This window comes from Streptomyces sp. NPDC058701 (genome assembly GCF_042715295.1).
Taxonomy (GTDB): Bacteria; Actinomycetota; Actinomycetes; order Streptomycetales; family Streptomycetaceae; genus Streptomyces.
This window is the reverse complement of record NZ_JBHXSY010000070.1, coordinates 1-22,728: the sequence shown is the minus strand read 5'-3', so window position 1 is coordinate 22,728 and position 22,728 is coordinate 1. Positions and strand designations below refer to the sequence as shown.

Here is a 22,728-nt window from a genome sequence, read left to right as displayed (position 1 = left end):
CGGATCGATGTGAATGTCGCAATCCACACCGAACCCGGAGGCCCTCACCCGTTTCAAGAACCCAGCACGCGTGTCACCAACGTCCCGGGACAACACACCTAGAGCGACGTCTCGCTGCAGGCAAGACATGCCACGAAATCATCCACTGCTTCCAGCGCTACGCCGCAACGAGAGGTCTACCTATTCATCATTCGTAGACGGTCTGCCAGGAACCGTAGCGTTCGGGCAGGTCACGCCAGGGAATCCCGGTCCGGGTCCGGTAGAGCACACCGTTGACCACGGTCCGGTGGTCGGCCCACCGACCGCCTGAGGAGCCGCTCTCCGGTAGCAGCGGAGCTAGCGATCCCACTGAGCATTCGTCAGTTCATGCCGATGCACCATGACCGACCCTTGCCCGGAAGACCAGTAGATCCACCACCCGCGCAAGAGCCATCAGACACTGCCTAGAGGCGGTGGAGGCGGCGGCTGGAGAGCCAGGCCATGGTGCGATCAATGGTCCAGTGGTGACGGCCCAGTCGCTGCAAGGAGCCGACGCCCCTCGGGGGTGCGCGATGCTTGATGCCACGTCCGAGCGACCATGGTTGCAGGTGGACGCGGTCGTATCCTTGCCCGCGCTTCCACGGCGTGAAGGGATGGGCGGTATGCCACGATCGAGGGGTGCACGTCGTCCAGCATTGCCCCGGCGCCGTGCTGACTCGGTCGGAAGCGGAATTCGTACCTCCTACCCTGCTGCACCAGTCCGGCGTCGGCACAGGCCGGCAAACCGACCCGTCAGTCGGAAGCGGCACAGCGGGGGTTCGAGGTGAAGGCGGTGTGCCTCAGCCGAGATGTGGGCGCACCGACCCGCAGTCCGGAGCCGAGCGGACCGGTCCGGACTGCAACGCGCCGTCTACATGCTCTCCGGGTGGCCGCGCAGGGGGAGCGACTGGAGCGAGCGTCCCACCGATCCGTTCTTGAGACGAAGCTCGTCTGGATGGACGGCCAGGCTGATCGCTGCATAGCGCTCCACCAGCCCCAACAGAGCCTCCTCCAACACAAGCTGCGCTAGCCAGGCTCCGAGGCAGCGGTGGACGCCGGCTCCGAAGGAGAGGTGCACTGGCATCGGGTTGAGGGATAGCGAATCCATGTTCGCGGCGTCGGTCGAAGGGAGGACGGCTTCCCCGGGCTGGACGGTCACCGAACCGATGCGGACCGGCACTCAACCTCGCCAGAGCACCTCCGATGATGTTGAACGGGGTGGTCCGCAGATAGTCCGACACCGCCTCGGGGACGCGCTCGGGCCGTTCTCGCAACTCATGGTAGGCGCCGGCTCTCCTCGCCAGGTCGAGCAGGTGGAAGCCGAGTTGGCTGGCGGAGGTTTCGTACCCGGCGACGAGGATCAGGGCCAGCAGGGAAACCGCTTCGTCGTGTTCGAGTTCTTTCACCGCGGTCAGCTCGACGCGGTCGGAGCACAGGCCGGGGCCCGGCCGGTTGGCGCGTAGGGCCAGGATGTCCGAGAAGTAGCCGATTAGGTCGTCGTGCGCGGCGAACACCGCTTCCGTTGCCGCGTTCGCGCTTGTGGCCAGGTCGGCACACGCATGGAACTGCAAACGTCTGGCTCACGGTATTTCGGTCCTCGGCTCAAAGGAGGTCTCAGCGCGCTGCGGTGCCAGGTCAGTCGCCGCGGCCCGCTTCCAGGAGCGGATGGGGCTCCGATTCGAAGGGGGGGCTGGGCTCGCACCTACTGTCCAGAGGGAAGTGCACCGACGTCCTACTCTACGGACTGCTCGGCGCGGATCGGCGCCGCTTCCATTGAGGGGTGGGTGCGCAGGGCGTCCCGTGGGCCCTTGAGGGGTGCCGAGGTCAGCCCAAGCGTCCGACAGCCGTCCGGGCCAGCTCCTGGAGCTGACCCAAGGGGATGCTGCCGGAGAGGAGGTAGACCTGTGCCGAGCCGCGCACCACGGACACGACGGTCTGCGGTGCACCCGCGCTGCTGTCCGTGAAGGTATAGGCGGAGTCGCCCAGCCCTGGCAGCTCCTGCACGGGCTGCCGCCCCTTGTTCGCCTCCGCCTCCTGCTTGCCGATCTTCGTGCTCAGCCGGACGAGCAACCGGGGCTGCGCGTAGGAGCAGCTGGTGATGCCGCCCGTCACCGCGGGACCGGCCTCTCCCTTGCCAGCGGCCGTTCCGGTCGCCACGCTCAGATCCTCAGAGGTGATTGCCGCGCACGCGTTCGCGGCAATCACGGAGGTCTTTGCGGATTCGCCGGTGGCGGTTTCGGCGGAGGGGGTGGGGGAGGGCCCGTCGGACGCGGAGGGGGAACAGCTGGCCAACGCTGCCAGCAATACCGCGGCAGCGCCCGCGCCCACTGCCGCACGGGCGAGGGAGGCGGACCGGGCCGCCCCGCGGGATGCCGAAGGGGTGCTTCTCATGTGGATTCCTGACTGCCGTGTACGGACAGCCCTGAAGATCAGGCTGCTGCTCGCACCATTTGGTCCGATGGTGGCTGTGGAGCGCATCAGTAGCCACTACTCACGGGGCTCAGCGCCACTATCCGCCGCGGTGAGCAATGACTACTCACCCCCGCTCGATCCCACGCTGCTCTAATCGGCGCAGAACCCGTGACGGAGGACACACCCCCGGCCGGCCCGTTTCCTACCGTGCGGAGCCGCCATGCAGAGGAGGCGAACGCGATGACGGCGGCTCAAGTACCGGCAGCGGGCACTTCGCGCCACCCGACCGTCCTGGACGAGCTGAGGCTCGCTCTGCGGGAATGCCGGTTCGACGATGCCCGCGGACTGTTGGACCAGGCTTGGTCGTTGGCCCTCAAGCAGGGCACACTCTCCATCGCGCAGACGGCGTTCAGCTATGGCACGTTTGCCGAGCGGGTCGGAGACCTTCCGATGGCGGAGAAGATGTACCGCGTCGCCCTGGAAAGGGCGTCCGGCCTCTCACCCCGCTTCGCCAAACCGCTGAGGTTGCGCATCCATGTTCGGCTGGGAGCCGTCTACTGCGGCCTGGGGCGCCACTCCGTCGCCGAACAGATCCTCACCGACGCACACCGCGCCTACACCGCCGCCGCCACCGCTCCCGCTGAGGAGGTGGCCGACGCCTGCGACGAGTTGGGGGTCTTGGCCCGCATCACGGGCCGATACGAGGACGCCGAGAAGCTGCACAACCAGTCGCTCACCCTGCTCTCCGCCGTCCTCACCTCCGACGACCCGAGGCTCGCCACCGTCTGGGCGCACATCGGTAACACGGCCCGGTCCCTGGGTGAACCCTGGCGCGCCGAAGGCTATGTCCGCCGGGCGCTGCGCATGCACAGCGAAGCGCTCGGCGACTCCCACGTCGACGTGGCGTCCGACCGCATTCTCCTGGCCCAGATCCTGATGGCCACCGGCCACCATGCGGAGGCCCGGACCCACCTCATCGGGGCGAGGGACGCACTGCGGCACTGCTTCGGCCCGGACCATCCCACCGTCGGAGAGGTGTACGACCTGCTGGGCGGCCTCGCATACCGCCAGAACGACTACAAGGACGCGCAGAAGCACTTCGCGCACGCTCTTGAGGTCCAGCAGGCCGTTCTGGGCCCGCACCACCAAGGCCTCGTCGTCACCCTCAGCAACCTCGCCCTGCTGCACAAGAAGCAGCACGAGTACGAACGTGCCTACGGCTACTACAGCAGGGCCCGCCAGATTCTCACCCGCAGCGTGGATCCCGACCGGACCACGCTCCGCTTCGTCGACGCGGCACTCGCCCGCCTCCTCGACCGCGCTCGGACCGCGCCTCAAGGCCTTTGACCGGCAGAGTCCGGGCCGCACGACCCGAGGGACCAGACCATGGCACCCACAACCCTGCACAGGCACCACGAGCACTTGCGCGCCATCCGGCAGGCGCTCGAAGCCGGACAGGTGTCCAGGGCCCGAGAGCTCCTGGAGGTCGCAGAGCGGGAAGCCCGCGACCTCAGCAGCACCGCGCTGCTGGCAGTGGCCGTGGTGCACGGCGAGGTCGCAGCGGCGGCGAGTGACCTCCCCGCGGCGGAGCGGGCCTACGTCCGGGCCTTCGAATACGCGCTCACCCTCGGTCTCGCGTGGGACGACCCCGCCAAGACGCGCATCCACGTCCGGTTGGGGGCGACGTACCGTGCCCAGGGCCGGTACGACGTCGCCGAACGTGTATTGCGCGACGCGCTGCGCCTGGTAGACGGGCGGGGGGATCCCGCTCCAGCGGAGGTCGCCGACATCTGCAACGAGTTGGGGATGATCGGGAAGTACACGGGACGTTTCGACGAGGCCGAAGCCTGCTACCGGCGTGCGCAGGCGGCCCTGTCGGAACTCGGTGAGCAAGACGGTCCGATGGCAGCCTCGCTGTGGCACAACATCGGAGGTCTGGCGCACGCGCGCGGCGACTACGCGGCCGCGGAGGAGCCGGCCCGGCGTGCCCTGGAGATCCGCGAACGCCACTTGGGCGGTCACCACCCCCAGGTTGCCCTCGACCGTGCTGCACTCGCCCCGGTGCTCGCGGGCCTGGGCCGCACCCAGGAGGCGGAGAGTCTGCTGCACCAGGCCTTGGCAGTGTTCCGCCGGACATGGGGACCCATGCACGAGGAGACCGCCGTCGCCCTCCACAACCTGGGCGGAACCAGCCAGCAGGAGGGCCGGCTGGACGATGCGGACGACTACTTCGCGCAGTCACTGGCGGTGAAGGAACAGCTCCACGGACCCCGGCACCCGGATCTGGCGATCACGTTGGCCAACCTCGCGTTCGTCCGCCGGCGTCGCGGGAACGAGGGCGAAGCGCGGGCCCTGTACGAGCGGGCGCGCCACATCCTCGCCGGCGCCGTCGAAGGGGACCATCCGGTCCTCTGCGCCGTTCTGCGTGCCTTGGAACAGCCGGCGGATTGACGGGAGAGCAAACTTTTCCCGGGGGCATCAAAATCATGGGTAGTTGTTACTCAGGCGACCCCGGCAATCCGACGGCAGTATGTGCCACAGGTTTTCCGCGACACACGAAGTATGCCGCGGATCGATGCACCCGAAAGAAAGGCCAGATCGATGGCGGCGGAGAACAACACCGCGGCACTGCAATCGAAGGGCGGCGGAAAACTGGCGGGGGCAGTGCTTTTGGGCGCCTTCGTGGCTGTGGCGCTCGGGGCGTACGGAAGCACGCACGAGGGTACCGGCCGCCCACTCGCCCTGATCATCGGCTTCAGCGGCATGGCCCCCATGAAGGCGTGGCTCGCCACCGCCGGAGCGCTCCTCGCCGTCGTCCAGGTGATCAGTGCGGCGTGGATGTGGCAGCGTGTCCGCAGCTGGGGGCCCCCGCCGGCCGTCATAGCACCCCTGCACCGGTGGAGCGGGACGATCGCGTTCCTGCTCACGCTCCCGGTCGCCTACCACTGCCTGTGGAGCATCGGGTTCGTCACGTTCGACACCCGAACCACGGTCCATTCGTTGCTCGGCTGCGCGTTCTACGGGGCATTCGCCACGAAAATGCTCGCGCTGCGCAGTAACGGCCTTCCCAAATGGACCCTTCCCGTATTCGGTGGCCTGCTGTTTACCGCGCTCATCGGTCTGTGGCTGACGGCCTCCGTCTGGTATTTCTCCCAGTCGAACGCCCCCCTTTTCTGATTCCCAGGGCCTTAGCCCGGTCTTCCCCGCCAGCACGTCGTCCCGAGAATTTGGAGCTCCCCTACCCATGCCTGACCACGATCCCAAAGCCGCGCAGGCAGGCGCCCGTCAAACGCCCGGCAGCCGCCGGAGCCTCCTCGTCGCCGGTATCGGCGCCGCCGCGGCCGCAGGGTTGAGCGGCTGCGTCATCAAGCAGCCCGAGGCCGCGCAGCCCGCCTCCGCGCCACCGCCCGCCACACAGGCCCCGGCCGCGACCCGTCCCCCGGACGACGCGGAGCAGCCCGCGGCGTCACCTCCGGCGCCCGCCGAAGCCGGGCCCGCAGCGGCCAAGGCCGCCGACGTCCCCAAGGGCGGCGGCAAGGTTTTGGAAAATGAGAAGGTGGTCCTCACCAGGGACGCGAGTGGCCAATTGCGCGGATTCACGGCCGTATGCACGCACGCCGGTTGCCTCGTCAAGTCGGTGGCCGACGGAACCATCAACTGCCCCTGCCACGGCAGCAAGTTCGACGCGAAGACCGGGCAGCCCGTGGCCGGTCCGGCCAAGGCCCCGCTCAAGGCCGTCAGCGTGCGCCAGAGCGGCGATTCCATCTACCTGAAGTGACGGCACAGATGTCCCTGATGAACCGGCTCCCCACCACCCTCTGGATCGTCGGAGCCACCGTCGCGGTGGCGGCCTTCAGCCCCGTGGTGGGCAACGCCGTCACGGATCCCACTCCGGGTGCGGTCGCGGTGCAGCCGGCCGCGCCGCCGGCCGCTCCCGAAGGTGACAGCGCACTGCCACCCTCCGGTGCGCCGGTCCTCTCGCCCGGTCCGCAAGACCCGTCGGGGGCTCCCGACGACGGTGCACCGGACCCCGCCGCACCGTCGTCCGCAGACGCCAGGGGCACAACCATTGCAGTGGTGGACAGCGCTCTGGGCCGGATCGCGGTCGACGGCAAGGGCCGCACCCTCTACATGTCGACCCTCGACAGTCCGGCGCCCCCGATATCGGTGTGCCTGAGCGCGGAGTGCCTGACCGCGTGGAAACCGCTCACACTGAAAGACGCCAAGGACAAGCCCTCGGCCGGTGAGGGCGTGGAGGCCGGCGCGGTGGGCTCGTTCCGGCGTACGGACGGTACTTGGCAGGCCACCCTGGGAGGATGGCCCGTCTACTGGTTCGCCCAGGACACCCGGCCCGGGGACGTCAAGGGCCAGGGCCTGAAGGGTACCTGGTACGTCTTGTCCCCGGCCGGTAAGAAGATCACCATCAAGGCGTCCTGAGTGCCTGTGTCACATCCTCTTTCCGCAGGTCGTGACGTATGTAGGTGAGCCGTGATTGTTGCTTCCGTTCGGTTCGGCGTCCGACGGACGCCGAACCGAACGGAAAAGGGCTGGGGAGGTCGGCAGGTATGGAGCCTGCCGATTGCCGACGGTCTTGGTGAGGGTCGCAACGGCCCTGCAGTTCGTTCCCGCAGACGGCCAGGAATTCGCCCGCTGGCGGCCGGCCGAACGCGGGCAACCCGTCGGGTCCTGCTACTTGAGAGGCCCGGTGGATGCGACGGCCGCTTGGCCCGTGACGCAAGTGAGAGGGCCGGCGGATCCGTCGCCGAGGCAGGTCCACTGATCATTGCCGTCGTTTACGGTCACTGACGGGCGGCCGTCGGCGACGGTACTCACGCTCACCCGCACCGTGCGTTCGACAACGTCGTCGGGCCACACCGAGACCCGCAGCCTGAGGTTGTCTCCTACCTTCAGGTCCTGGAGCTTTCGCGGGCTGATCGGCAGCTCTCCCACGGGGGATTCCTGGCCCGGTGTCGGAGCCGGACTCGATTCCTGCGCCGGCGGGGAGGCCGGCTGACCCGATGGTGCTGCCGGAACCGATGGGGCGGCCGCCACGACGGCCGGGGAGGGCCTGCTGTCCGCCATGGCGTTCGGCAGGATGAACGCCGCCAGCCCCAGCATTCCCACCGCCAGGGCGGAGCCGCCGACGGCCCGGGCACGGCGCCGTCGGCGGATCGCCGTGTGAAGCTCTTCCCGCTCCTGCGAACCGTAGGGCGCCTCGCCCTGAGTAGCGTGCAACATCCGAATCAACTCCATCTCAAAGTCATCCATGTCAGATCCCCTCAGTCCGTCGGTTCCAGAACCGACCCAAGCAGTCGGCGCAGCTGCGCGACCCCGCGTGCCGTGTGCGAGCGGACGGTGCCCACCGGGCACTCCAGCAACTCGGCGACCTGGGCCTCGGGCAGGTCCTGGTAGTAGCGCAGGACCACGGCTGCACGCTGCTTGGCCGAGAGCGCGGCCAGCGCCGTTTCGAGCCGGGTCCGCTCATCCACCAGGACCGCCTCATCGGCGGTCGTGCCCGTCTCCGGCAGGTCACCGGTCGGTCGCTCGTTCCACCAGCGCCGTCGTGCGGAACGCGCCGCCGCCCGGACGAGCACACGACGGATGTACGCTTCCGGGGCCTGGTCGCCGACCCGCCGCCAGGCGAGCCACAGCTTGACGAGTGCCTCCTGGAGGAGGTCTTCGGCACGATGCCGATCCCCTCCGGTGAGCAGCCGTGCCAGGTGGAGGAGGGCTGACTGGCGAGCCGCAACGAACGCATCGAACTCGCTGGTCGGTGACAGACTCACCGGGAACGCACCTTCCTCGCTGCTTGTCGGGGGCTTGTGCTTCTTGAAAGGCCTCACCGGCGGGGCCGCTATGCACGGCCCCGGGGTGATGCCAGTCACAGTCACGATCGAGGGCCGCGCGCTGCGGGTGGACGCCCCCCATTACCGGTAGCGGGGCCAGGGCCAGATCACGGAGCGTATACAGACGCTCGATATGTGAAAGTCACGCTATGCTGCGAAGTGGCGGCTATTACGCGTATCTCCGCTGCTCTCGGGAAAAGAGGAGATTGTCAGGCGACTGCCGCGAGGGGAGATGAGGCCACCTCGTTTCGGCGTTTCCGGCGGGTAAGGCGGCGGGTCATGAGGGTGATGAAGGCCCACTGGATGTGGGCTTCGGCGTGGGACATGAAGCGCTCGTAGTCCCGCGCGTTGCGCCGGGCCCGCATCGTCCACGAATTCGACCGCTCGACCACCCAGCGTTTGGGCAACAGGACGAAGCCCTTGGCGTCCTTGGGCCGGGAGACGACCTTGACGGTGATGCCGAGGGTGCTCTGTGCCCAGGTGGCGAACTCCTCGCCGCCGTAACCGTTGTCGGCCCAGATCAGCACGATCTCGGGGTGTTCGGTGTGCAGGCGGGTGAGGAGGATGCGGGCTGCGTCGCGGTCCTGGACGTCGGCGGGGGTGACGAGGAGGTCGACGAGGAGGCCGTCCTGGTCAACCAGAAGATGCCGCTTCCTCCCATTGATGTGTTTATTTGCGTCGTAGCCCCGAGTCGCCTTCGAGACGGTCTCGGCGCCCTTGACGGACTGGGGGCCAATGATCACACGGACCGGCCAGGGACACCGCCGCTGCCGGATACGCAACCGCCGGCGAAGGCGGTCAAGGATGTGCCGCAGGACTCCGGCCTTCGCCCAGCGGGCGAAGTAGCCAAACACGGTGCGCCACGGAATGCCGAAGTGGCGGGCAGCGCCCGCCACTTCGCGCCGTTGTCGGTGATGTAGCGGATCGCGTCGACGACACGCCGGCGGGGCCACTTCTCCGGAGCCCCGCCTCTGGCCGTCCGGCAGGCGGGAGTGGGCAACAGCCTTTCCAGGAGCGCCCATTCGAGATCACTGGGTCACTCCAGGTTGGCAAGGAGGTGCAGGGTCGACTCGATCGCGCCCATCTGCGCCATGACCGCGCGGATGTAGGGGTCGTCGGGCCTCTTCTTGCGGTGCGCGAGGAGGGTGCCCTCGATGAAGTTGACGATCCGGTGGTGGGTGGACTCGAAAAACGCCCGCTCGTAGCCGATCCAGATCTCCGGCGCGTCCTCCAGCATCCGGTAGCCCCAGGTCCTGCCCCACGTGATCGGCGGCAGGCCCATTGCGGCGGCGACCTTGCGCAGATGGCCGAGGCCGGTGTGGACCTGCGCGCGGGTGCGTTCAGTGGCCGCCATGAGCTGGACGATCGTCAGGCCGGCGGGGCGGGCTTCCAGGAGGGCGGACAGGATGGCTTCGGCGTGGACATGAGCGGGAACGCCCCGCCCCACGGCTACTCGCCCGAGCCCTTCAGCAGCTTCTGGAGCTGCTCGTCGAGGTCGACCTCGCCGCGGGTGACCGCGTTCTCGATCCAGTCGACCGACGCCCGCACCCTGGAAAGGCCGTGCAGGACCGTCTCGCGTTCGGCGTCGTCGAACCGCGTCCCGCGCAGGTTCGGCACGATCCTGCCCGCGGTGACCACGAACTGCGTGCAGGCTGCGACCAGGTCCATGAACTGGACGTTGTGCTCCATCCGGGCCAGCTGGGGCAGCGGCACTGCCTCGTCCTGCACGAACGCGGCCTCCTGGCGGAAGCGGTCAAACTGCGCCTCGTTCACGGCGTGGCGGGCGGTGTCGTCGGCCATCGCCTTCGAGGCGACCGCGGGCCGGCGCAGGAAGTCCGTCGTCACCTTCGCCGCGACCTGGTCGTCGGCAGCCAGGACGTGGATCGCGTCCACCTTCTCCTGGACGCTCTCGGGGGCGTCGACCTTCCAGCCCACGATCCGCTTCGCGCTGTCGTGCGTCCATCGCGCCGGCCCGCGTGGATGGGCCGGAGGGCTGGCGACCGTCTCGAACCGCTCCTTCTCGTCCGGATCGACGCGAGGATCTTATGGATCGTGTGCGAGACGTCCGCGCGGCGGTGCTCCCTGGGCCAGCGCGAGGCCACCCACCGGTAGCCCCGCACCGTCGTGTAGGCGAGGCCGACGTCCTCCGCGAACATCCGCAGGGCCTCGCTGACGGTGAACAACTCCTCGCTCAACGAAGGGTTCACCCCGCCGTGGGCGCGCATCGGCTCGATCTCCCTGGCCGCGTCCCCCCAGCCGCCACTGGACGGCACTCATCTCCGCGACCCAGCCCCGGCCCAGCTCCACGAGCTCGTCGTAGCGCTGCCGGGTCACACTCCCGACCATCCGGGTCATCCGGACACCACCCCACGAGCCACGAGCCCCCGGGGGACGCCACCCGGCCAGTGCCGTCAACTCACCCTGGAAACTCTCCACGTCGCAGCGTCCGACCACCTCGCCCCCGGCGGGAAGAGCGTACGGACCCGGCGCCCGAAGCTCTTCCGCAGCCCGGTGACGTGCGGGCTCACATCCCGCCTTCTCCCGCACGCCGCCCGTGCCAGGCCCGTTTGCGGCAGACGGGAGGGCAGTAGACCGCCGATACAAGGCGGTCGACCCCGACTGTCCACTCAACTCCGCACTGCGGGCACTCGGCCTTCTCCCCAGCCGTCACCGCCTCGGCCCGCGCCCTCGTCCGCCGCATCCGGCGCCAGCTCCGCGACCGGCATACGGACGAACAGAACACCGCCGTCGCCCTCGCCGAGGGCATCAACGGATCACCGCACCCCCGGCACAACCGCGGCCCGCCCTCGTCGGCCGCATTGACGACCAACCGCAGCCGGGGCACCTTGTCACCACCCATGCGGTCACCGTAAGCGCACCCGATCCGGCCCCGCACCGCCTTGTCATGCCGGCCTCAGACACAGGCACTGAAAGAGCGTTTTGTACCTACAGGGGTGCTTCATTGCCGTTTAGGTAACGGACCGCTTCGGGTCGGCTGGGGCAGTAGACGTGTTTTGTGACAGGTGAGGCGGATGACGGCCTTCGAGGGCCCGTTTCGGTCCCTACGCTCCTGTCTGATCCCAACGCGCCCCCGGTCGCACCGGTTTGCGCCCTGTGGCAGGGCGGCGGCCATCGGTACTACAGAAACATGCCTCGTAAGCAGCGGCCCTATCCGAGTGACCTGTCCGATGCCCGTTGGCAACTGCTGGAACCAACTCTGACAGCCTGGCGGGCCGAGCGAAGAGGAAAGGGCCTGGACATCGGCCGACCGCCCGAACACGATCTGCGCCGGATCATGGACGCCATCCTCTACGTCGACCGGACCGGGATCCCCTGGCGGTACCTGCCGCACGACTTCGCCCCATGGGAGACGGTTTACGGGTACTTCGCCGCCTGGCAGAAGGACGAGGTCTTCGACCAGCTCAACGGTCTCCTGCGGCGACTGGTTCGGGAGGCCGAAGGCCGTGACGCCGAGCCGAGCGCCTGCGTCCTGGACGCCCAGAGCATCAAGACCTCGGCCAATGTGCCCGCGGCCGGCCAGGGCATCGACGCGGGCAAGAAGATCGCGGGCCGCAAACGGCACATCGGCGTCGACACGCTCGGCCTCCTCCTGGCCGTGCTGGTCACAGCCGCCAACGTTTCCGACAACGTCGGCGGCATTCAGGTTCTCTCGAGCATCGCCGCAGACCATCCGCGTGTCACGAAGGCGTGGGCCGACACGGGCTACCGCACCAAGGTCATCGACCACGGCGCCCGCCTCGGCATCGACGTCGAAATCACCCGCCGCGACCCCGCTCACAAGGGCTTCAAGGTGATTCCGCGACGCTGGGTCGTCGAGCGGACCTTCGGATGGCTCATGCACCACCGCCGCCTCGCCCGCGACTACGAAACCCACCCCCATCGCTCCGAAGCGATGATCCACCTCGCGATGATCGACCTGATGAGCCGCAGGCTCACCCGAGGGTCGACTCCGAACTGGAAGGACTCATAGCCGCCGGGCCACGGTGACCCGCGCATCCTCACTCCTCATCGACCGCGGCCAGCGGCTATCGATGAGACTCGCCGCTTCCCGACAGGCGCCGCACGCATCTTCCCGTTCCGGCAGCCACGAGTAGTCGGACGGTGACATGCCGGCTTCCTGAATGCCGCACAGCGTCTTGTCGAAGATGCCGAACGCGTGGGAGACACCAGAGGCAAGGCCATCTGCGACGGCCTTCTCCCAGCGCATCCCCAGGGGCAGATACGGCGGGCGCGAAATGTCGAACCACTCGCCGCCCACATGGGTGGCCGCATGGCACCAGGAACAGGACCAGATCTCCTCTTCCCAGGCCGTCGGTGGTACCGGCCACCGCCACATCGACCGCCCGCACACATCACACTCCACAGGCGGATCCTCACACGCCGGCACGGGCCGACCAAAGCGGCCAACATCGCGCCAATTATCAAACGCCCTGGCCAGGACAAAACGCTCTTTGAGCTTGCTCTTTATCTACCGGCCTCGAACGGTGTCTCGAACTGGGTCGCTCACCTGGGGGTTCGCCGGACGTGGGGGCGGCCTTCGTCTGATCATGTGCTCCGACCAAGGTGCACGTGACCACGACGAAGGCCGTGAGGGTGAGTCTGCTGTCTGATGCTGTCCGGAGGAAAGCGTTCGCGGAAGCGTCACGCTTCCGGGGAGACTTCTACGAGTGTCTGACCACTCGGCGCGATGAGCTGTTCGAGCTCGTGGACGCGGTGCTGTGCGCGGACGGCGCGGTGAAGTCACCGGTGGACCTGACGCTGCTGCCCGAGCATCGTCGTGGGCACGGAGCGCTGTACGGCGGCCTGAACCACGGCCGGATCGACGTCGACCGGTTACGGACGCTGCTGGCAGGGCTGCCCTTGCCGCGGTTCGACGGCGGGCGCCTGGTCCTGGCCGTCGATGTCTCGCCGTGGCTTCGCTCGGACGCGCCGTGCTCGGCCGATCGGCTGTTCTGCCACGTCTACGGCCGCGCGAAGACGGCCTCGCAGTTCATCCCCGGCTGGCCGTACTCCTTCGTGGCAGTGATGGAGCCGGGCGCCACGTCCTGGACCGCGATCCTGAACGCGGTCCGGCTCGGACCCGAGGACGACGCGACCGCGATCACCGCCGCCCAGCTCCGAGGAGTCGTTGAACGGCTCATCAGCACCGGCCAGTGGCAGGCCGGAGACCCGGACATCGTGATCGCCAGCGACGCCGGCTACGACGTCACCCGCCTGGCCTTGGTCCTGCGCGACCTCCCTGTCGAGCTGGTCGGCCGAGTCCGCTCTGACCGAGTCATGCGCCTGCCGAAACCACCGAGGATGCACGGCGTCAACGGCCGGCCGCCCAAGCACGGCCCGGAATTCCGCTTCACCAAGCCGGAGACCTGGCCAGAGCCCGCGATCACCACGGTCACCGACACCACCAACTACGGCAAAGCCGAGACCCAGGCATGGGACCGGGTCCACCCAAGGCTCACCCACCGCTCCTCATGGCTCGACCACGACGGTGAACTGCCCTTGGTCGAAGGAACGCTGATGCGGTTGAAGGTCGAGCACCTGTCGAAGGACCGCGACGCTCCGCCGGTGTGGTTATGGTCCTCCAGGACCGGCGCCACCTCGGACGACGTGGACCGCTTCTGGCAGGCGTTCCTCCGCCGCTTCGACCTTGAGCACACGTTCCGCTTCGCGAAGCAGACCTTGGGCTGGACGACTCCGAAGCTCCGCACTCCCGAGGCGGCGGACCGCTGGACCTGGATTCTGATCGTCGCTCACACTCAGCTCCGGCTCGCCCGGCCACTTGCCGCGGACCTCCGCCGGCCCTGGGAGAAACCCACTGCCTCCGACCGGCTCACCCCGGCCCGGGTCCGCCGGGGGTTCAGGAACATCCGCGCTCACCTCGCCTGCCCGGCCCGTGTTCCCAAACCCCGAGGAGTGAGTCCCGGACGTCCACCCGGCGCCAAGAACAAACACCGGGTACCCCGCTACGACGTCGGCAAAACCGTCAAACGCCCCGAGACCCTCAAGGCCATCGGCAAGCCCGGAAGATCTTGGTAGATAAAGAACAAGCTGAGGGCGCGCCGCTCGTGCACGCGGCAGCCCGTGCAAGAGTGACGGAGGGGGCCGGACTCGGCCCCCTCCGGCGTGCGCGGTGTCCCCGGCAGCGCCCCGTTGAGTGGTGATTGCCCATGTGGCCGCCCCGCAAGAGAGGTTCCATGGGGACAGCACGGTATCTCGGCACGTCGACGGCCCACCGAAGGGGCCGAGCGGTCCGACACCGGGCTCTCGCCGAACGACGGCGCCTCCCCCTCACGGAAGCTGGGTGATCCCTGTGCACGCCGAATCACTGCCCATCGACCTGCTCATCGGTGCCGACCGCGCCGGTCAGTTCATCGCCTCACGCGTCCGAGTCCTCATGGGGGAGGACCTGATCCCCGAGGCCGCCGCCTACGCAGCTGTCTGTACCGCGGTGCTCGACAGCGACCCCTGGACGCTGGCCGAGACCGGGCAGGTGTGGAGCCTGCGTCCGGACGTGATGGAGGAGTTCCTCGATGCGGGGTGGCCCCGCGCGGTGTACGTGGTGATGCGCTCGCCGGGCGACAACGCCATGGTCACCATCGAGGACGAGGACGTGCAGCGGGCCAAGGTTCCCCTGGCGATGCTCGCCGCCTACCAGCTGGACCAGTGGCTCTGGGCCAGGTGATCTCGGATAGACCTACAGGCCGGCCATCACGGACGCCAGGAGGGCCGCGACGGCGAGGAACGTCAGCAGGAGAATCCGGAGGCGGTGGTCGTGCGGTGCGGACCGTGCGGCATGCGCTCCGCGTTGCCGGTGGCGGGGTACGACCTGGTGCGCCATGGCTGCCTCCGAGGGTGCTGTCGGGCCGGGTGCCTCGGATTACTGTCACGCCGTCCGGTCGGTCCCGGGATGAGTAAGCCCTACTCAGTGGGGAAATGACTACTTACTCGACACGCGGCTGGGGAGCCTTCACTTCGATGCAGTGAAGCACAGAGGCCGTGCGGACGATAAAAACCACGGAAGGAGGGCAGGAGGATACGGTTTCACCGTGTGTGCCAGGTGGCCCCTCCTCGTCCGCTTCGCGGGAGTGCGCTGATGATCGGCCGTGTGCACCTGGTCCCGTTCGATGACCGGCCGATGATCGATCCGGAGGACATGCCCTGAACGTGCGGAGTCTACCGCGGGCCTGGGAAGAGACCTCTCCGGCACACTCGGATCCCGCCGCACCACCTGTCACCTCCCATCTTTTTCCACCCGGCCGGACCGAGCGGCCGAACCCATTCCCGTGTGCCGGGCCCCACACCGCGATCATGGCCAGGTCATGGCCGTCGCCAAGACCTTCCAGTCGCCCATGTGATGTTCGCGCCCGTGCCCGTCTTCGGCGATAAGCGGGCCACGCTGTGGCCCCTTGACCCCGCTCGATGTACAGGACGTACGAGGCCCCGTCGAGGCGGGTGTCGCGCTGGTAGTCACGTCCGTGCGGCCTTCCGGCCCTCGGCCGCCAAGAAGGTCCGTCGCATGGGGTGCACGGCGTGGTGGACCCGGGAATTCATGGGTTGGGCGATGGTCCGAGCCGCGTGACGGGGCTCTCGGACAGGGCCAGCAGACTGTGCCCATGACGCGGAACACACCCTCGGGGAGCCTGGTGAGTCAGGGCTGTCGACCGCCGGGCTCCACCGGCAGGGAAGTCAGGCCCCGCAGCGTCCAGCTGTTCACGTAGGCGAGGCCGTCCCGGGGCACGGCCAGTCGCATGCCCGGATAGCTGCGTATCAAAGCGGGGATGGCGACCTCGGCCTCCAGCCGGGCGAGCGCGGCCCCCAGGCAGCTGTGGATCCCGTGCCCGAGGCCGAAGTGCTTGACGCTGGTCCGTGCCACGTCCAGCCGGTCGGGTGCGGTGACGGAGGCGGGGTCGCGGTTGGCCGACATGACGCACGGCAACACCGGGGTGCCGGCGGCGACCGGGACGCCGGCGATCTCGGTGTCCCGTACCGGGAACCGGATGACGGGGACGACCACCGAGCCGGAGTGCCGCAGGAACTCCTCGACCGCCTGGGCGTCGAGGGCGGGGTGGCTGCGCAGCAACTCCCGTTGCTCAGGGTGGTCGAGCAGGGCGAGGACGGCGTTGCCGATCAGGGCGCGGGTCGTGTCGATCCCGCCCAGGATGATGACGGCGACGAGAGCCACGAGTTCGTCCAGGGACAGGCTTTCCTCGGTTCGCCAGGCATGCACAAGGAATGAGGTGAGGTCCTCGGCGGGAGAGCGTTCCTTGTCCAGTACGAGGGCTCTGCTGAGGTCGCAGATCTCGTCGAAGACGTTGGGAGAGGCGTCGGACGCCGACGGGTCGGCCGGGAAGGCCCGTTCCACTGCGTCGACGATGCCCAGGTGCGCGTCCAGCGAGAAGCCAAGGACCGCACTGATCACCTCCATCGGGATCGCGCCGGCGAAGTCCTCGATGACGTCGATGCGTTCCTCACCCTCGAAGCCACGCAGCCGCTCGGCAACCTTCTCCTGGACCAAAAGGCGCCAGGACGCGACACGGGAGGGGACGAAGTACGGCATGACCACCCGACGGATCCGGGTGTGGTCCGGCGGATCGCTGAGGGTGATGGACTTCTCGAACACCCCGCCGTCCCCGATGACCAGACCGGCTGCACGGAAGGCAGCGTTGGACCAGGCGGCCTGACGGGTACTGAAGGTGTTGTTCCCCATCACTTGCTTCACGTCGGCGTGGCGACTCACCAGCAGCGCGGGCACGTCCCCCACGGGGAAGGACAGCTCGTGGACGGGGGAGTTCTCGCGGAGCCAGGCGAACGTGGGGAAAGGGTCCTGGAAGTATGCGGTGCTGAACAGGGGAGCGTATGGTCCGGACACGCGGACTCCCTCATCGGCGGTGCGCCAGCGGTGCCGGCTGGTGGAGCGTTCATGATCCCTTCGCTGCAGGCGCCGGACATGAGTAGCCGGTACCCATAGGTCCTGTCGTGCACCCTTGTCCACGCACGGCCCGGCCCGCCCAGGCGGTGTCGACCGCAAGGGTCCATGCTCGCTCACTCGGCTCCGGCGGCAGCCGGGCATCGTGCGGGTCGACGCTCCGGCGCACGAACCCGGGTGAGGCGAGATCGCGGACGTCCTTCGTCCGTCAACGCCGACAGGTCGCGTGAACGCGAAGCGGATCGCCCAGCAGCTGCAGGACACCGACGAGGCCCTTGCCTCTGGCCGCGTCAGGAGGGGAGCCGGCGCCCTGGCCGCCGCCCTCATCCGCGCTCGCCAGCCGCCGCATCCGCCTGCAGCGCCGATGCCGGTTCGGCCGCCGCATCCCCATGCCCGCCGGCAGCGCCGCCGCCACCGAGCAGGGCCCGCGCCCAGCCCAGCACCCCACCAACTTCGACCTCCTCGACGCCGCCCTGCCCCACGCTGGCCCGCAACCTTGCCGCGGCGGAGCGCGACCTGCCGGTGGTCCGCCATCGTCCTGCACGAGCGCAAGGTCGAACTCCACCTCGACCAGGAACCCCGCCGATGAAGCGCTTCACGGGCATCCCCGGCCGCACCGACCTGTCGACTTGCGCCACCTCCAACCAGACCCCGCCGACCACGACGAGCCCCAGGGCGCCGACGCGCCCTCCCCGGCCCCGGTCTCCCTGGGTTGGGACGGCGCCGGCCGCCTGGTCCTCGTCGACCTGGAGTACGTCGGCATCCTCCACCTGAAGGGCAACGTCGACCAGGCCCGCCACGTCTTGCAATCCATCGCGGTCGAGCTCGCCAGTACGCCCTTGTCCGGCCACCTGGAAATTACCGCGCTCGCCGGCACCGCCCCGGGCCTCGACGACGCAGCCCCCGAGCGCGTCGCCCGCACCGAGGCCCTAGCCGACGCGGTCGCCGAACTGACCAGCCACACCGCCGGCCGACGCCGAGCTCTGGCCGTACCCGGCGCACCCACCCTCCGAACGGCCCGCCTCAGCGAGGACGCCGGCGGCTCTTGGACGCCGCACATTCTCCTCGCCGCCCAGCTCCCCGAAAGGGGCCAGGCCGAGGCGCCACCAGCCGCCTTCTGGTCCTGGTCGTGTTCGCCGCCGCCCTCGCCGCGGCCGTGATCTGGGCCGTGGACCGGCTGCTCGCCCGGCGCCGCCCTCACCGGGTTGCCGCTCACCCGCAACTCACCTCACGGCCCGGGCCGATAGAAGCGGCCCTTCCGCTCCTCTCGTGGTATCGGTCGGTCAGCGGATTCCCGCTGCGGGCCGGGGTGGCTGTACGCCTTCCGCTACCCGGGTGGCGTACCGCGACGGCGGGAGTGTTCCCGTCAGCTTGCTTAGTCCCACGGGCGTACCCCCTGCCGACGGCTGTCCGCAGAATAGGGCGACGCTGACGCTGAGCCCGGGAGTGCTGCTAACCGACCAGGACGTTCGGTCCCCGGCGGAGCCCGCAGGCCCTGCGAGGCGACCGAACCGGTCTGGGACCAGGGCCAGTTGGCGTATCGCGGTGTCGGAGGCCTTCGCCGGCATCGCGGTGTGAACCTGCGGACGTGAGGTGTGGAGGGTGTGGCCGCCGCGGGTGATCTTGGCGACGGTGTAGGGCACCGCATACCGGCCCTGGGCGGCAAGTGTCGCGTGGGCGGCGCCCATCTCCAGGGGCGTGGGGGCGGCCGTGCGCTGGAGGTCGCCGAGCGGCCCGCCGAGCGTGATCCCCTTAAACGGGGCGAGGGCGCTGCCGGCCTCGACCGTTCCGTTCACGGCGTCGTTGAAGGGCTGGCGGGCATAGTCGGCGCCACCGTAGAGGACGCGTACCGCCCCGTTGCCGGGGACGATGCCGACGACGGCCGTGTGGAGCCGGTCCTTGCCAGGTTCCAAGGCCGGTCGCGGCGTGCCGTCCGGTGAATGGGCGGATTGGACGGCCGAGTCCTGCAGGGCGAGGTCGAAGGTTGTGTGCACCGTGTAACCGCCGCGGGCCAATTCCTCCTGGCTGATGCTGAGCCTGTCTGCGGCCTCAGCCGCTGCCACGTCGATCAGGTACTGGCGCTGGCCCTCTGTCTGTCCCGGCGGAAAGAAGCGGAATGTGGGGAACTCGACCTGCCTGCGCTGTTCGTCGGTGAGCTTGTCGCCGGTGACCATGCCGTCCAGCACCCATGCCCACCTGCGCTTGAGGATGGCCGTCACCTCAGGGTCGGAACCCGCCCGCTCGTAGTAGGACGGGAGGTTGATGATCGCCGCCAGCGCGGCACCCTGGGAAAGGGTCAGAACTTGCGCATCGACTCCGAAGTACTGGCGCGCCGCAGCCTGGATGCCAGCAGCGCCGCGGCCAAAATAGACAGTGTTCAGATAACCGCTCAGCACCTCGTCTTTGGAACGGGTCCGGTCGAGTTTGACGGCAATCAGGGCTTCTCGCGCTTTGCGGGAGAGCGACTGCTCCGGGGTCAGGAGAGCGTTTTTGACGTATTGCTGGGTGATAGTTGAGCCGCCTTGGCGGTCCCCGCCGGTCGCTGTCGCGAGGGCGGCCCGAAATAGAGCGGAAGGCGCGATGCCGGAGTCGCTGCGAAAGGAACGGTTCTCGGCGGCGATCACCGCTTCCTGGACGTGGGGCGGGATATCGGACAAATTCACGTCCTGCCGGTTGACCGGCCCGCGGCGCCCCAGGTGGGCGCCGGTCTCATCGACGAATACGGTGCTCTGCACAACCGACTCCGGGTGCGGCTCGGGGATCCTCACTCGTGAGTAGGCCACCACAGCCGCTGCACAGGCGGAAACCACTAGCAAGAGGGCCGACAGGGCGAGCCTCCGCAGGACGCGCCAGCGCCGCAAATGCAGGGGCTGAGGCGCGCGGGGTGCCCGGTGTCTTCCGGCCGGAAGGTCGCGTGAGCTCGTTCCGGACGCTGGGTTCAGGATCGGTCCGTCTGGGCCGCCCGCTATCTCCGACATGTTGAATCCTATGCGGGGGAGGGTATACGGGGGAGAGATTCCGTCTTCGTGGTTGGACTGCACTCAAGCTCTTGGCACCATGCTGGCGAGTGTGTTGCCGCTGCCGTTGAGAACCGTAATGCGCAGGACACTGCCCTCCTTCGTGCCGTGCTGCGGCGTCGCTGTACTGTGAGCAAGTGGAGAGGTGGCGTACCAGGCTCCCCATCCGCTTTTTCCGGTCAGTCGCACGATGGTTCCGTTGACGGTGCCACTTGTGGTTTCGATCCGTACAGCAGCGGCGTCCGTCGAGGCCCGGTAGGCGCCCGCGAGGAACAACACGTCGCCTATGGGTTCGGCGTATAGGCTGACGCTGGCTTCGTTGGGAACGTTGCCCTCGGTGAGGCTGCGAAACTGGTTGAACTGCTGAGGGGTCGACCAGTGCAGGCCGTCCTTTGTGAGCCACAGTTCCGCCCCTGGCGCGACCGTTACCCGCTCATTGGGAACCGTCATCCTGGCGGAGACAGCCGGAGCGGCAGGGGTGGCGGTGATGTGAGATGCGGTGGAGGGAAGGTACTCGACCGCCGTGGCTGCGAGCGGGACCAGCAGGAGTACGCATGCACCAGCCAGTCCTGCGGCGCGTTTCCTGCGTTGCTCGTGTCCGGCTGCTTTGATGGCGGCGAGGGGAACGCGGGACGGCGAGATGTCGTGGGCGGCGTCGGTGAACGCGTCACGTAGCCGGTCGCTGTCGAAGGGGGTGGTCATGAGAGTGCTCCGGTGGGCGACGGTGTGAAGGCGGGGTGGGCGCGGAGCGCGGCGAGCCCGCGTCTGGCATGGGTCTTGACCGTACCCAGCGAGCAGTCCAGAACGGTCGCTATTTCCGGGTCGCTCAGGTCGTCGAAGTATCGCAGCACTATGACGGCGCGTTGGCGTGCGGATAAGGAAGACAAAGCTTGGCCAAGGACGTCTCGCTGTTCGACGCTGTCCTGCTGACCACTGCCGCCCCGGTCGACGGTGTCCGGCAGGAATGGCATCAGCAGGAGGGTGACGCGCCGCTTGCGGACTCGGCTGATGTTGTTATTCACCAGGGCCCGGCGCACATAGGTGGGAACGTCGTCCCGCGGTATGTGTTTCCAGCGGGCGAAGACCTTGACCAGGGTCGACTGAACCAGGTCCTCGGCCTCATGAAAGTCACCGGTGAGCATGTGGGCCGTGCGAACCAGTCGGGGCCAGGCGGTGGCGGCGAATTCGTCGAAGTCGCTGGGACCCTCGTGCTTCACAACGCTGTCCTTTTCGGATCGGATATCGGTGCTGCCGGGGGCGGGAGCCCGAATGGGCCCCCGCCGGCGTACCTACTTCATGGAGAATGTGACCAGTACGTTGCCGCCGGCGTCATAGACGCTGACGCTACGGATGTAGTTCTGCTTCTGCTTGGACATCGCCTTGTCCGGCAGTGGGGCGGTGGCGTACCAGGCGCCCCAGTTGTTCGCTCCGGCAAGCTGGACGATGGAACCGGTCACAGTGCCCTTCTCTGTCTGCACCTTGACGCTGGCTGCTCCCTTGGCCACATATACACCGGTCAGCAGGTAGCTGTCACCAGCAGGCTCGGCCTGCAGGCTGACGCTGCCGTGATGCATGTCGATGTTGCCATCGACTACGCTGCGGAACTGATCGGTATTGTCCGGCGTGGACCAGTGCTTGCCGTCCTTGGTAAGCCAAAGTTCCGCCTTCGGCGCGATCTGCACGCGCTCACCCACGGCCACCGTGCGCGCCACGGCCTTGGCCGAGGTGCTGGTGGCGGAGGCCGCCGCCACTGAGGTGACGGGCTCATTGGCCGACGTGAGCGCGTGAGCCAGCGTCGGCGCCCCACCCAGGACGGCAGCGACAGCCGCGGCGGTCACACACTTCTTCATGAAGGTCATGAACTGCTCGCTTCTCTTCGTTCCACTAACAGGAGGAGGGCGCCTCTCCACCCTCTGAAACCCCGCCTTAGGCACGAGGGGATGACACGGTGGACCAACAATTTCCTGTGGTGTGCACCACACCAGGCCCGGTATCACGCGACGGCCTCTCTGCAGAGCGAGCTTCCCCCGGTGTTCGGGAGGTGTTGATCAGTTGTGCAGTTGGGGTTGATGGGTGTTCAGTTTCGCTCGTTCGGTGGCTGCCTGTTCGGCGTAGTGCTTTTCCTCGTATTCGATGGGGCTGAGGTAGCCGAGTCGCTTCTGGATGCGGCGGGGGTTGTATTGATCAGAAACTCAAAGGGTTCTCGTCGAGGACGTAGCGGACGTGCGGGCCGCCGAAGTAGGCGCGGACGATGTGTGGTTGACGCTGGCGTCTGTGGAAGAATCTGCGGGTTTCGGCGGCGAGTTCGGCCTGGTTCCTGGCCCGGTGGGTGTGGGGCAGGCTGCGTTTGAGGTCGGCGTTGACCAGCTCGTCCGGGTTCAGCTCGGGTGAGTACGAGGGCAGGAAGTGCAGCTCGATCTCGTCCTTGTGGCTGGCGAGCCAGTCCCGGACGGTCTTCGAGCGGTGGGCCGAGTGCCGGTCGACGATC

At 68.2% G+C, this 22,728-nt stretch carries 23 protein-coding genes and 4 pseudogenes; 10 read left to right on the top strand and 17 right to left on the bottom strand.

What is annotated here, in order from left to right; all coding sequences use genetic code 11:
* Window positions 1-190 precede the first annotated feature (190 nt).
* Window positions 191-381 (bottom strand): annotated as a pseudogene (locus ACFWW8_RS36065) (transposase); the annotation flags it as partial.
* A 743-nt stretch (window positions 382-1,124) separates the two neighbouring features.
* On the opposite strand from ACFWW8_RS36065, the gene ACFWW8_RS36060 reads away from it, so the two are divergent.
* On the top strand, window positions 1,125-1,481 hold the full coding sequence (locus ACFWW8_RS36060; protein ID WP_386536473.1) for a hypothetical protein: 357 nt from the start codon (window positions 1,125-1,127) through the stop codon (window positions 1,479-1,481).
* A 361-nt stretch (window positions 1,482-1,842) separates the two neighbouring features.
* On the opposite strand, the gene ACFWW8_RS36055 is transcribed toward ACFWW8_RS36060, so the two are convergent.
* On the bottom strand, window positions 1,843-2,175 hold the full coding sequence (locus tag ACFWW8_RS36055; RefSeq protein WP_386536471.1) for a hypothetical protein: 333 nt from the start codon (window positions 2,173-2,175) through the stop codon (window positions 1,843-1,845).
* A 495-nt stretch (window positions 2,176-2,670) separates the two neighbouring features.
* On the opposite strand from ACFWW8_RS36055, the gene ACFWW8_RS36050 reads away from it, so the two are divergent.
* The 5 genes from ACFWW8_RS36050 to ACFWW8_RS36030 all read left to right on the top strand — a co-directional run bounded on the left by ACFWW8_RS36050 (window position 2,671) and on the right by ACFWW8_RS36030 (window position 6,867).
* Window positions 2,671-3,777 carry a tetratricopeptide repeat protein gene (locus tag ACFWW8_RS36050; protein WP_386536468.1) on the top strand — a complete coding sequence of 369 codons (1,107 nt, stop codon included), beginning with the start codon at window positions 2,671-2,673 and terminating at the stop codon, window positions 3,775-3,777.
* A 39-nt stretch (window positions 3,778-3,816) separates the two neighbouring features.
* Window positions 3,817-4,881: a tetratricopeptide repeat protein gene (locus ACFWW8_RS36045; RefSeq protein ID WP_386536465.1), complete on the top strand. Its 1,065-nt coding sequence runs from the start codon at window positions 3,817-3,819 to the stop codon at window positions 4,879-4,881.
* A gap of 150 nt (window positions 4,882-5,031) precedes the next feature.
* Complete coding sequence (locus ACFWW8_RS36040; protein ID WP_386536463.1) at window positions 5,032-5,607, top strand: DUF6529 family protein; 576 nt, start codon at window positions 5,032-5,034, stop codon at window positions 5,605-5,607.
* Between the two features lie 67 nt (window positions 5,608-5,674).
* Window positions 5,675-6,208 carry a Rieske (2Fe-2S) protein gene (locus tag ACFWW8_RS36035; protein ID WP_386536460.1) on the top strand — a complete coding sequence of 178 codons (534 nt, stop codon included), beginning with the start codon at window positions 5,675-5,677 and terminating at the stop codon, window positions 6,206-6,208.
* Window positions 6,205-6,867, top strand: a complete 663-nt coding sequence (locus ACFWW8_RS36030) for a hypothetical protein (RefSeq protein ID WP_386536457.1) — start codon at window positions 6,205-6,207, stop codon at window positions 6,865-6,867. The genes ACFWW8_RS36035 and ACFWW8_RS36030 overlap by 4 nt, the downstream gene beginning before the upstream one ends.
* Before the next feature lie 252 nt (window positions 6,868-7,119).
* Here ACFWW8_RS36030 and ACFWW8_RS36025 read toward each other — a convergent pair whose 3' ends face one another.
* From ACFWW8_RS36025 to ACFWW8_RS36000, 6 genes and pseudogenes are all read right to left on the bottom strand, one after another.
* Entirely contained in the window at window positions 7,120-7,698 is a 579-nt protein-coding gene (locus ACFWW8_RS36025) for a hypothetical protein (RefSeq protein ID WP_386536455.1), read from the bottom strand.
* 11 nt (window positions 7,699-7,709) lie between these two features.
* On the bottom strand, window positions 7,710-8,216 hold the full coding sequence (locus tag ACFWW8_RS36020; protein WP_386536453.1) for a SigE family RNA polymerase sigma factor: 507 nt from the start codon (window positions 8,214-8,216) through the stop codon (window positions 7,710-7,712).
* A 269-nt stretch (window positions 8,217-8,485) separates the two neighbouring features.
* The gene (locus ACFWW8_RS36015) at window positions 8,486-9,172 is read right to left on the bottom strand and encodes an IS5 family transposase (RefSeq protein WP_386536450.1); all 687 of its coding nucleotides are present in this window, start codon (window positions 9,170-9,172) and stop codon (window positions 8,486-8,488) included.
* Window positions 9,166-9,297, bottom strand: a pseudogene (locus tag ACFWW8_RS36010) (transposase); the annotation flags it as partial. The pseudogene ACFWW8_RS36010 and the gene ACFWW8_RS36015, both read right to left, overlap by 7 nt.
* A 15-nt stretch (window positions 9,298-9,312) precedes the next feature.
* A complete protein-coding gene (locus tag ACFWW8_RS36005; RefSeq protein ID WP_386536448.1) occupies window positions 9,313-9,630 on the bottom strand; it encodes a RacP protein in 318 nt (105 codons plus the stop codon).
* A 95-nt stretch (window positions 9,631-9,725) separates the two neighbouring features.
* Window positions 9,726-10,292 (bottom strand): annotated as a pseudogene (locus tag ACFWW8_RS36000) (DUF6192 family protein); the annotation flags it as partial.
* A 1,132-nt stretch (window positions 10,293-11,424) separates the two neighbouring features.
* Between ACFWW8_RS36000 and ACFWW8_RS35995 the strand changes: the two are divergent.
* Entirely contained in the window at window positions 11,425-12,267 is an 843-nt protein-coding gene (locus ACFWW8_RS35995) for an IS5 family transposase (protein ID WP_386536445.1), read from the top strand.
* On the opposite strand, the gene ACFWW8_RS35990 is transcribed toward ACFWW8_RS35995, so the two are convergent.
* Complete coding sequence (locus ACFWW8_RS35990) at window positions 12,262-12,660, bottom strand: hypothetical protein (protein ID WP_386536442.1); 399 nt, start codon at window positions 12,658-12,660, stop codon at window positions 12,262-12,264. The genes ACFWW8_RS35995 and ACFWW8_RS35990 overlap by 6 nt on opposite strands.
* A 230-nt stretch (window positions 12,661-12,890) precedes the next feature.
* Here ACFWW8_RS35990 and ACFWW8_RS35985 point away from each other — a divergent pair, with 230 nt between their 5' ends.
* Together ACFWW8_RS35985 and ACFWW8_RS35980 are read left to right on the top strand one after the other, a co-directional pair.
* Window positions 12,891-14,333 carry an NF041680 family putative transposase gene (locus tag ACFWW8_RS35985; protein WP_386536475.1) on the top strand — a complete coding sequence of 481 codons (1,443 nt, stop codon included), beginning with the start codon at window positions 12,891-12,893 and terminating at the stop codon, window positions 14,331-14,333.
* Window positions 14,334-14,598: 265 nt separating this feature from the next.
* Window positions 14,599-14,979: a hypothetical protein gene (locus ACFWW8_RS35980; protein WP_386536439.1), complete on the top strand. Its 381-nt coding sequence runs from the start codon at window positions 14,599-14,601 to the stop codon at window positions 14,977-14,979.
* 12 nt (window positions 14,980-14,991) lie between these two features.
* On the opposite strand, the gene ACFWW8_RS35975 is transcribed toward ACFWW8_RS35980, so the two are convergent.
* Window positions 14,992-15,135 (bottom strand): hypothetical protein, encoded by a 144-nt coding sequence (locus tag ACFWW8_RS35975; protein WP_386536436.1) that lies wholly within the window; start codon window positions 15,133-15,135, stop codon window positions 14,992-14,994.
* Window positions 15,136-15,945: 810 nt separating this feature from the next.
* Window positions 15,946-17,166 (bottom strand): cytochrome P450, encoded by a 1,221-nt coding sequence (locus ACFWW8_RS35970; protein ID WP_386536433.1) that lies wholly within the window; start codon window positions 17,164-17,166, stop codon window positions 15,946-15,948.
* A 686-nt stretch (window positions 17,167-17,852) separates the two neighbouring features.
* Between ACFWW8_RS35970 and ACFWW8_RS35965 the strand changes: the two genes are divergently transcribed.
* A complete protein-coding gene (locus ACFWW8_RS35965; protein ID WP_386536430.1) occupies window positions 17,853-18,383 on the top strand; it encodes a hypothetical protein in 531 nt (176 codons plus the stop codon).
* 123 nt (window positions 18,384-18,506) lie between these two features.
* Here ACFWW8_RS35965 and ACFWW8_RS35960 read toward each other — a convergent pair whose 3' ends face one another.
* The 6 genes and pseudogenes from ACFWW8_RS35960 to ACFWW8_RS35935 all read right to left on the bottom strand — a co-directional run.
* Window positions 18,507-19,958, bottom strand: coding sequence for a transglycosylase domain-containing protein (locus ACFWW8_RS35960; protein ID WP_386536428.1), 1,452 nt, complete (start codon window positions 19,956-19,958; stop codon window positions 18,507-18,509).
* 306 nt (window positions 19,959-20,264) lie between these two features.
* Window positions 20,265-20,942 carry a hypothetical protein gene (locus ACFWW8_RS35955; RefSeq protein WP_386536425.1) on the bottom strand — a complete coding sequence of 226 codons (678 nt, stop codon included), beginning with the start codon at window positions 20,940-20,942 and terminating at the stop codon, window positions 20,265-20,267.
* On the bottom strand, window positions 20,939-21,457 hold the full coding sequence (locus tag ACFWW8_RS35950; RefSeq protein ID WP_386536423.1) for a SigE family RNA polymerase sigma factor: 519 nt from the start codon (window positions 21,455-21,457) through the stop codon (window positions 20,939-20,941). Before ACFWW8_RS35950 ends, ACFWW8_RS35955 begins: the two co-directional genes overlap by 4 nt.
* A gap of 72 nt (window positions 21,458-21,529) precedes the next feature.
* The gene (locus ACFWW8_RS35945) at window positions 21,530-22,099 is read right to left on the bottom strand and encodes a hypothetical protein (protein WP_386536420.1); all 570 of its coding nucleotides are present in this window, start codon (window positions 22,097-22,099) and stop codon (window positions 21,530-21,532) included.
* 189 nt (window positions 22,100-22,288) lie between these two features.
* Window positions 22,289-22,417 (bottom strand): annotated as a pseudogene (locus ACFWW8_RS35940) (hypothetical protein); the annotation flags it as partial.
* Window positions 22,418-22,424: 7 nt separating this feature from the next.
* Window positions 22,425-22,728, bottom strand: a 304-nt coding sequence (locus ACFWW8_RS35935) for a transposase (protein ID WP_386536417.1), incomplete at its 5' end; no start/stop codon positions are given.

Excerpts from the sequence above, each read along its gene's own strand:
- ACFWW8_RS36060 (WP_386536473.1), top strand. The coding sequence starts at position 1,125 with ATGTTCGCGGCGTCGGTCGAAGGGAGGACGGCTTCCCCGGGCTGGACG.
- ACFWW8_RS36050 (WP_386536468.1), top strand. The coding sequence starts at position 2,671 with ATGACGGCGGCTCAAGTACCGGCAGCGGGCACTTCGCGCCACCCGACC.
- ACFWW8_RS36045 (WP_386536465.1), top strand. The coding sequence starts at position 3,817 with ATGGCACCCACAACCCTGCACAGGCACCACGAGCACTTGCGCGCCATC.
- ACFWW8_RS36040 (WP_386536463.1), top strand. The coding sequence starts at position 5,032 with ATGGCGGCGGAGAACAACACCGCGGCACTGCAATCGAAGGGCGGCGGA.
- ACFWW8_RS36035 (WP_386536460.1), top strand. The coding sequence starts at position 5,675 with ATGCCTGACCACGATCCCAAAGCCGCGCAGGCAGGCGCCCGTCAAACG.
- ACFWW8_RS36025 (WP_386536455.1), bottom strand. The coding sequence starts at position 7,698 with ATGGATGACTTTGAGATGGAGTTGATTCGGATGTTGCACGCTACTCAG.
- ACFWW8_RS36005 (WP_386536448.1), bottom strand. The coding sequence starts at position 9,630 with ATGGCGGCCACTGAACGCACCCGCGCGCAGGTCCACACCGGCCTCGGC.
- ACFWW8_RS35995 (WP_386536445.1), top strand. The coding sequence starts at position 11,425 with ATGCCTCGTAAGCAGCGGCCCTATCCGAGTGACCTGTCCGATGCCCGT.
- ACFWW8_RS35975 (WP_386536436.1), bottom strand. The coding sequence starts at position 15,135 with ATGGCGCACCAGGTCGTACCCCGCCACCGGCAACGCGGAGCGCATGCC.
- ACFWW8_RS35955 (WP_386536425.1), bottom strand. The coding sequence starts at position 20,942 with ATGACCACCCCCTTCGACAGCGACCGGCTACGTGACGCGTTCACCGAC.
- ACFWW8_RS35945 (WP_386536420.1), bottom strand. The coding sequence starts at position 22,099 with ATGACCTTCATGAAGAAGTGTGTGACCGCCGCGGCTGTCGCTGCCGTC.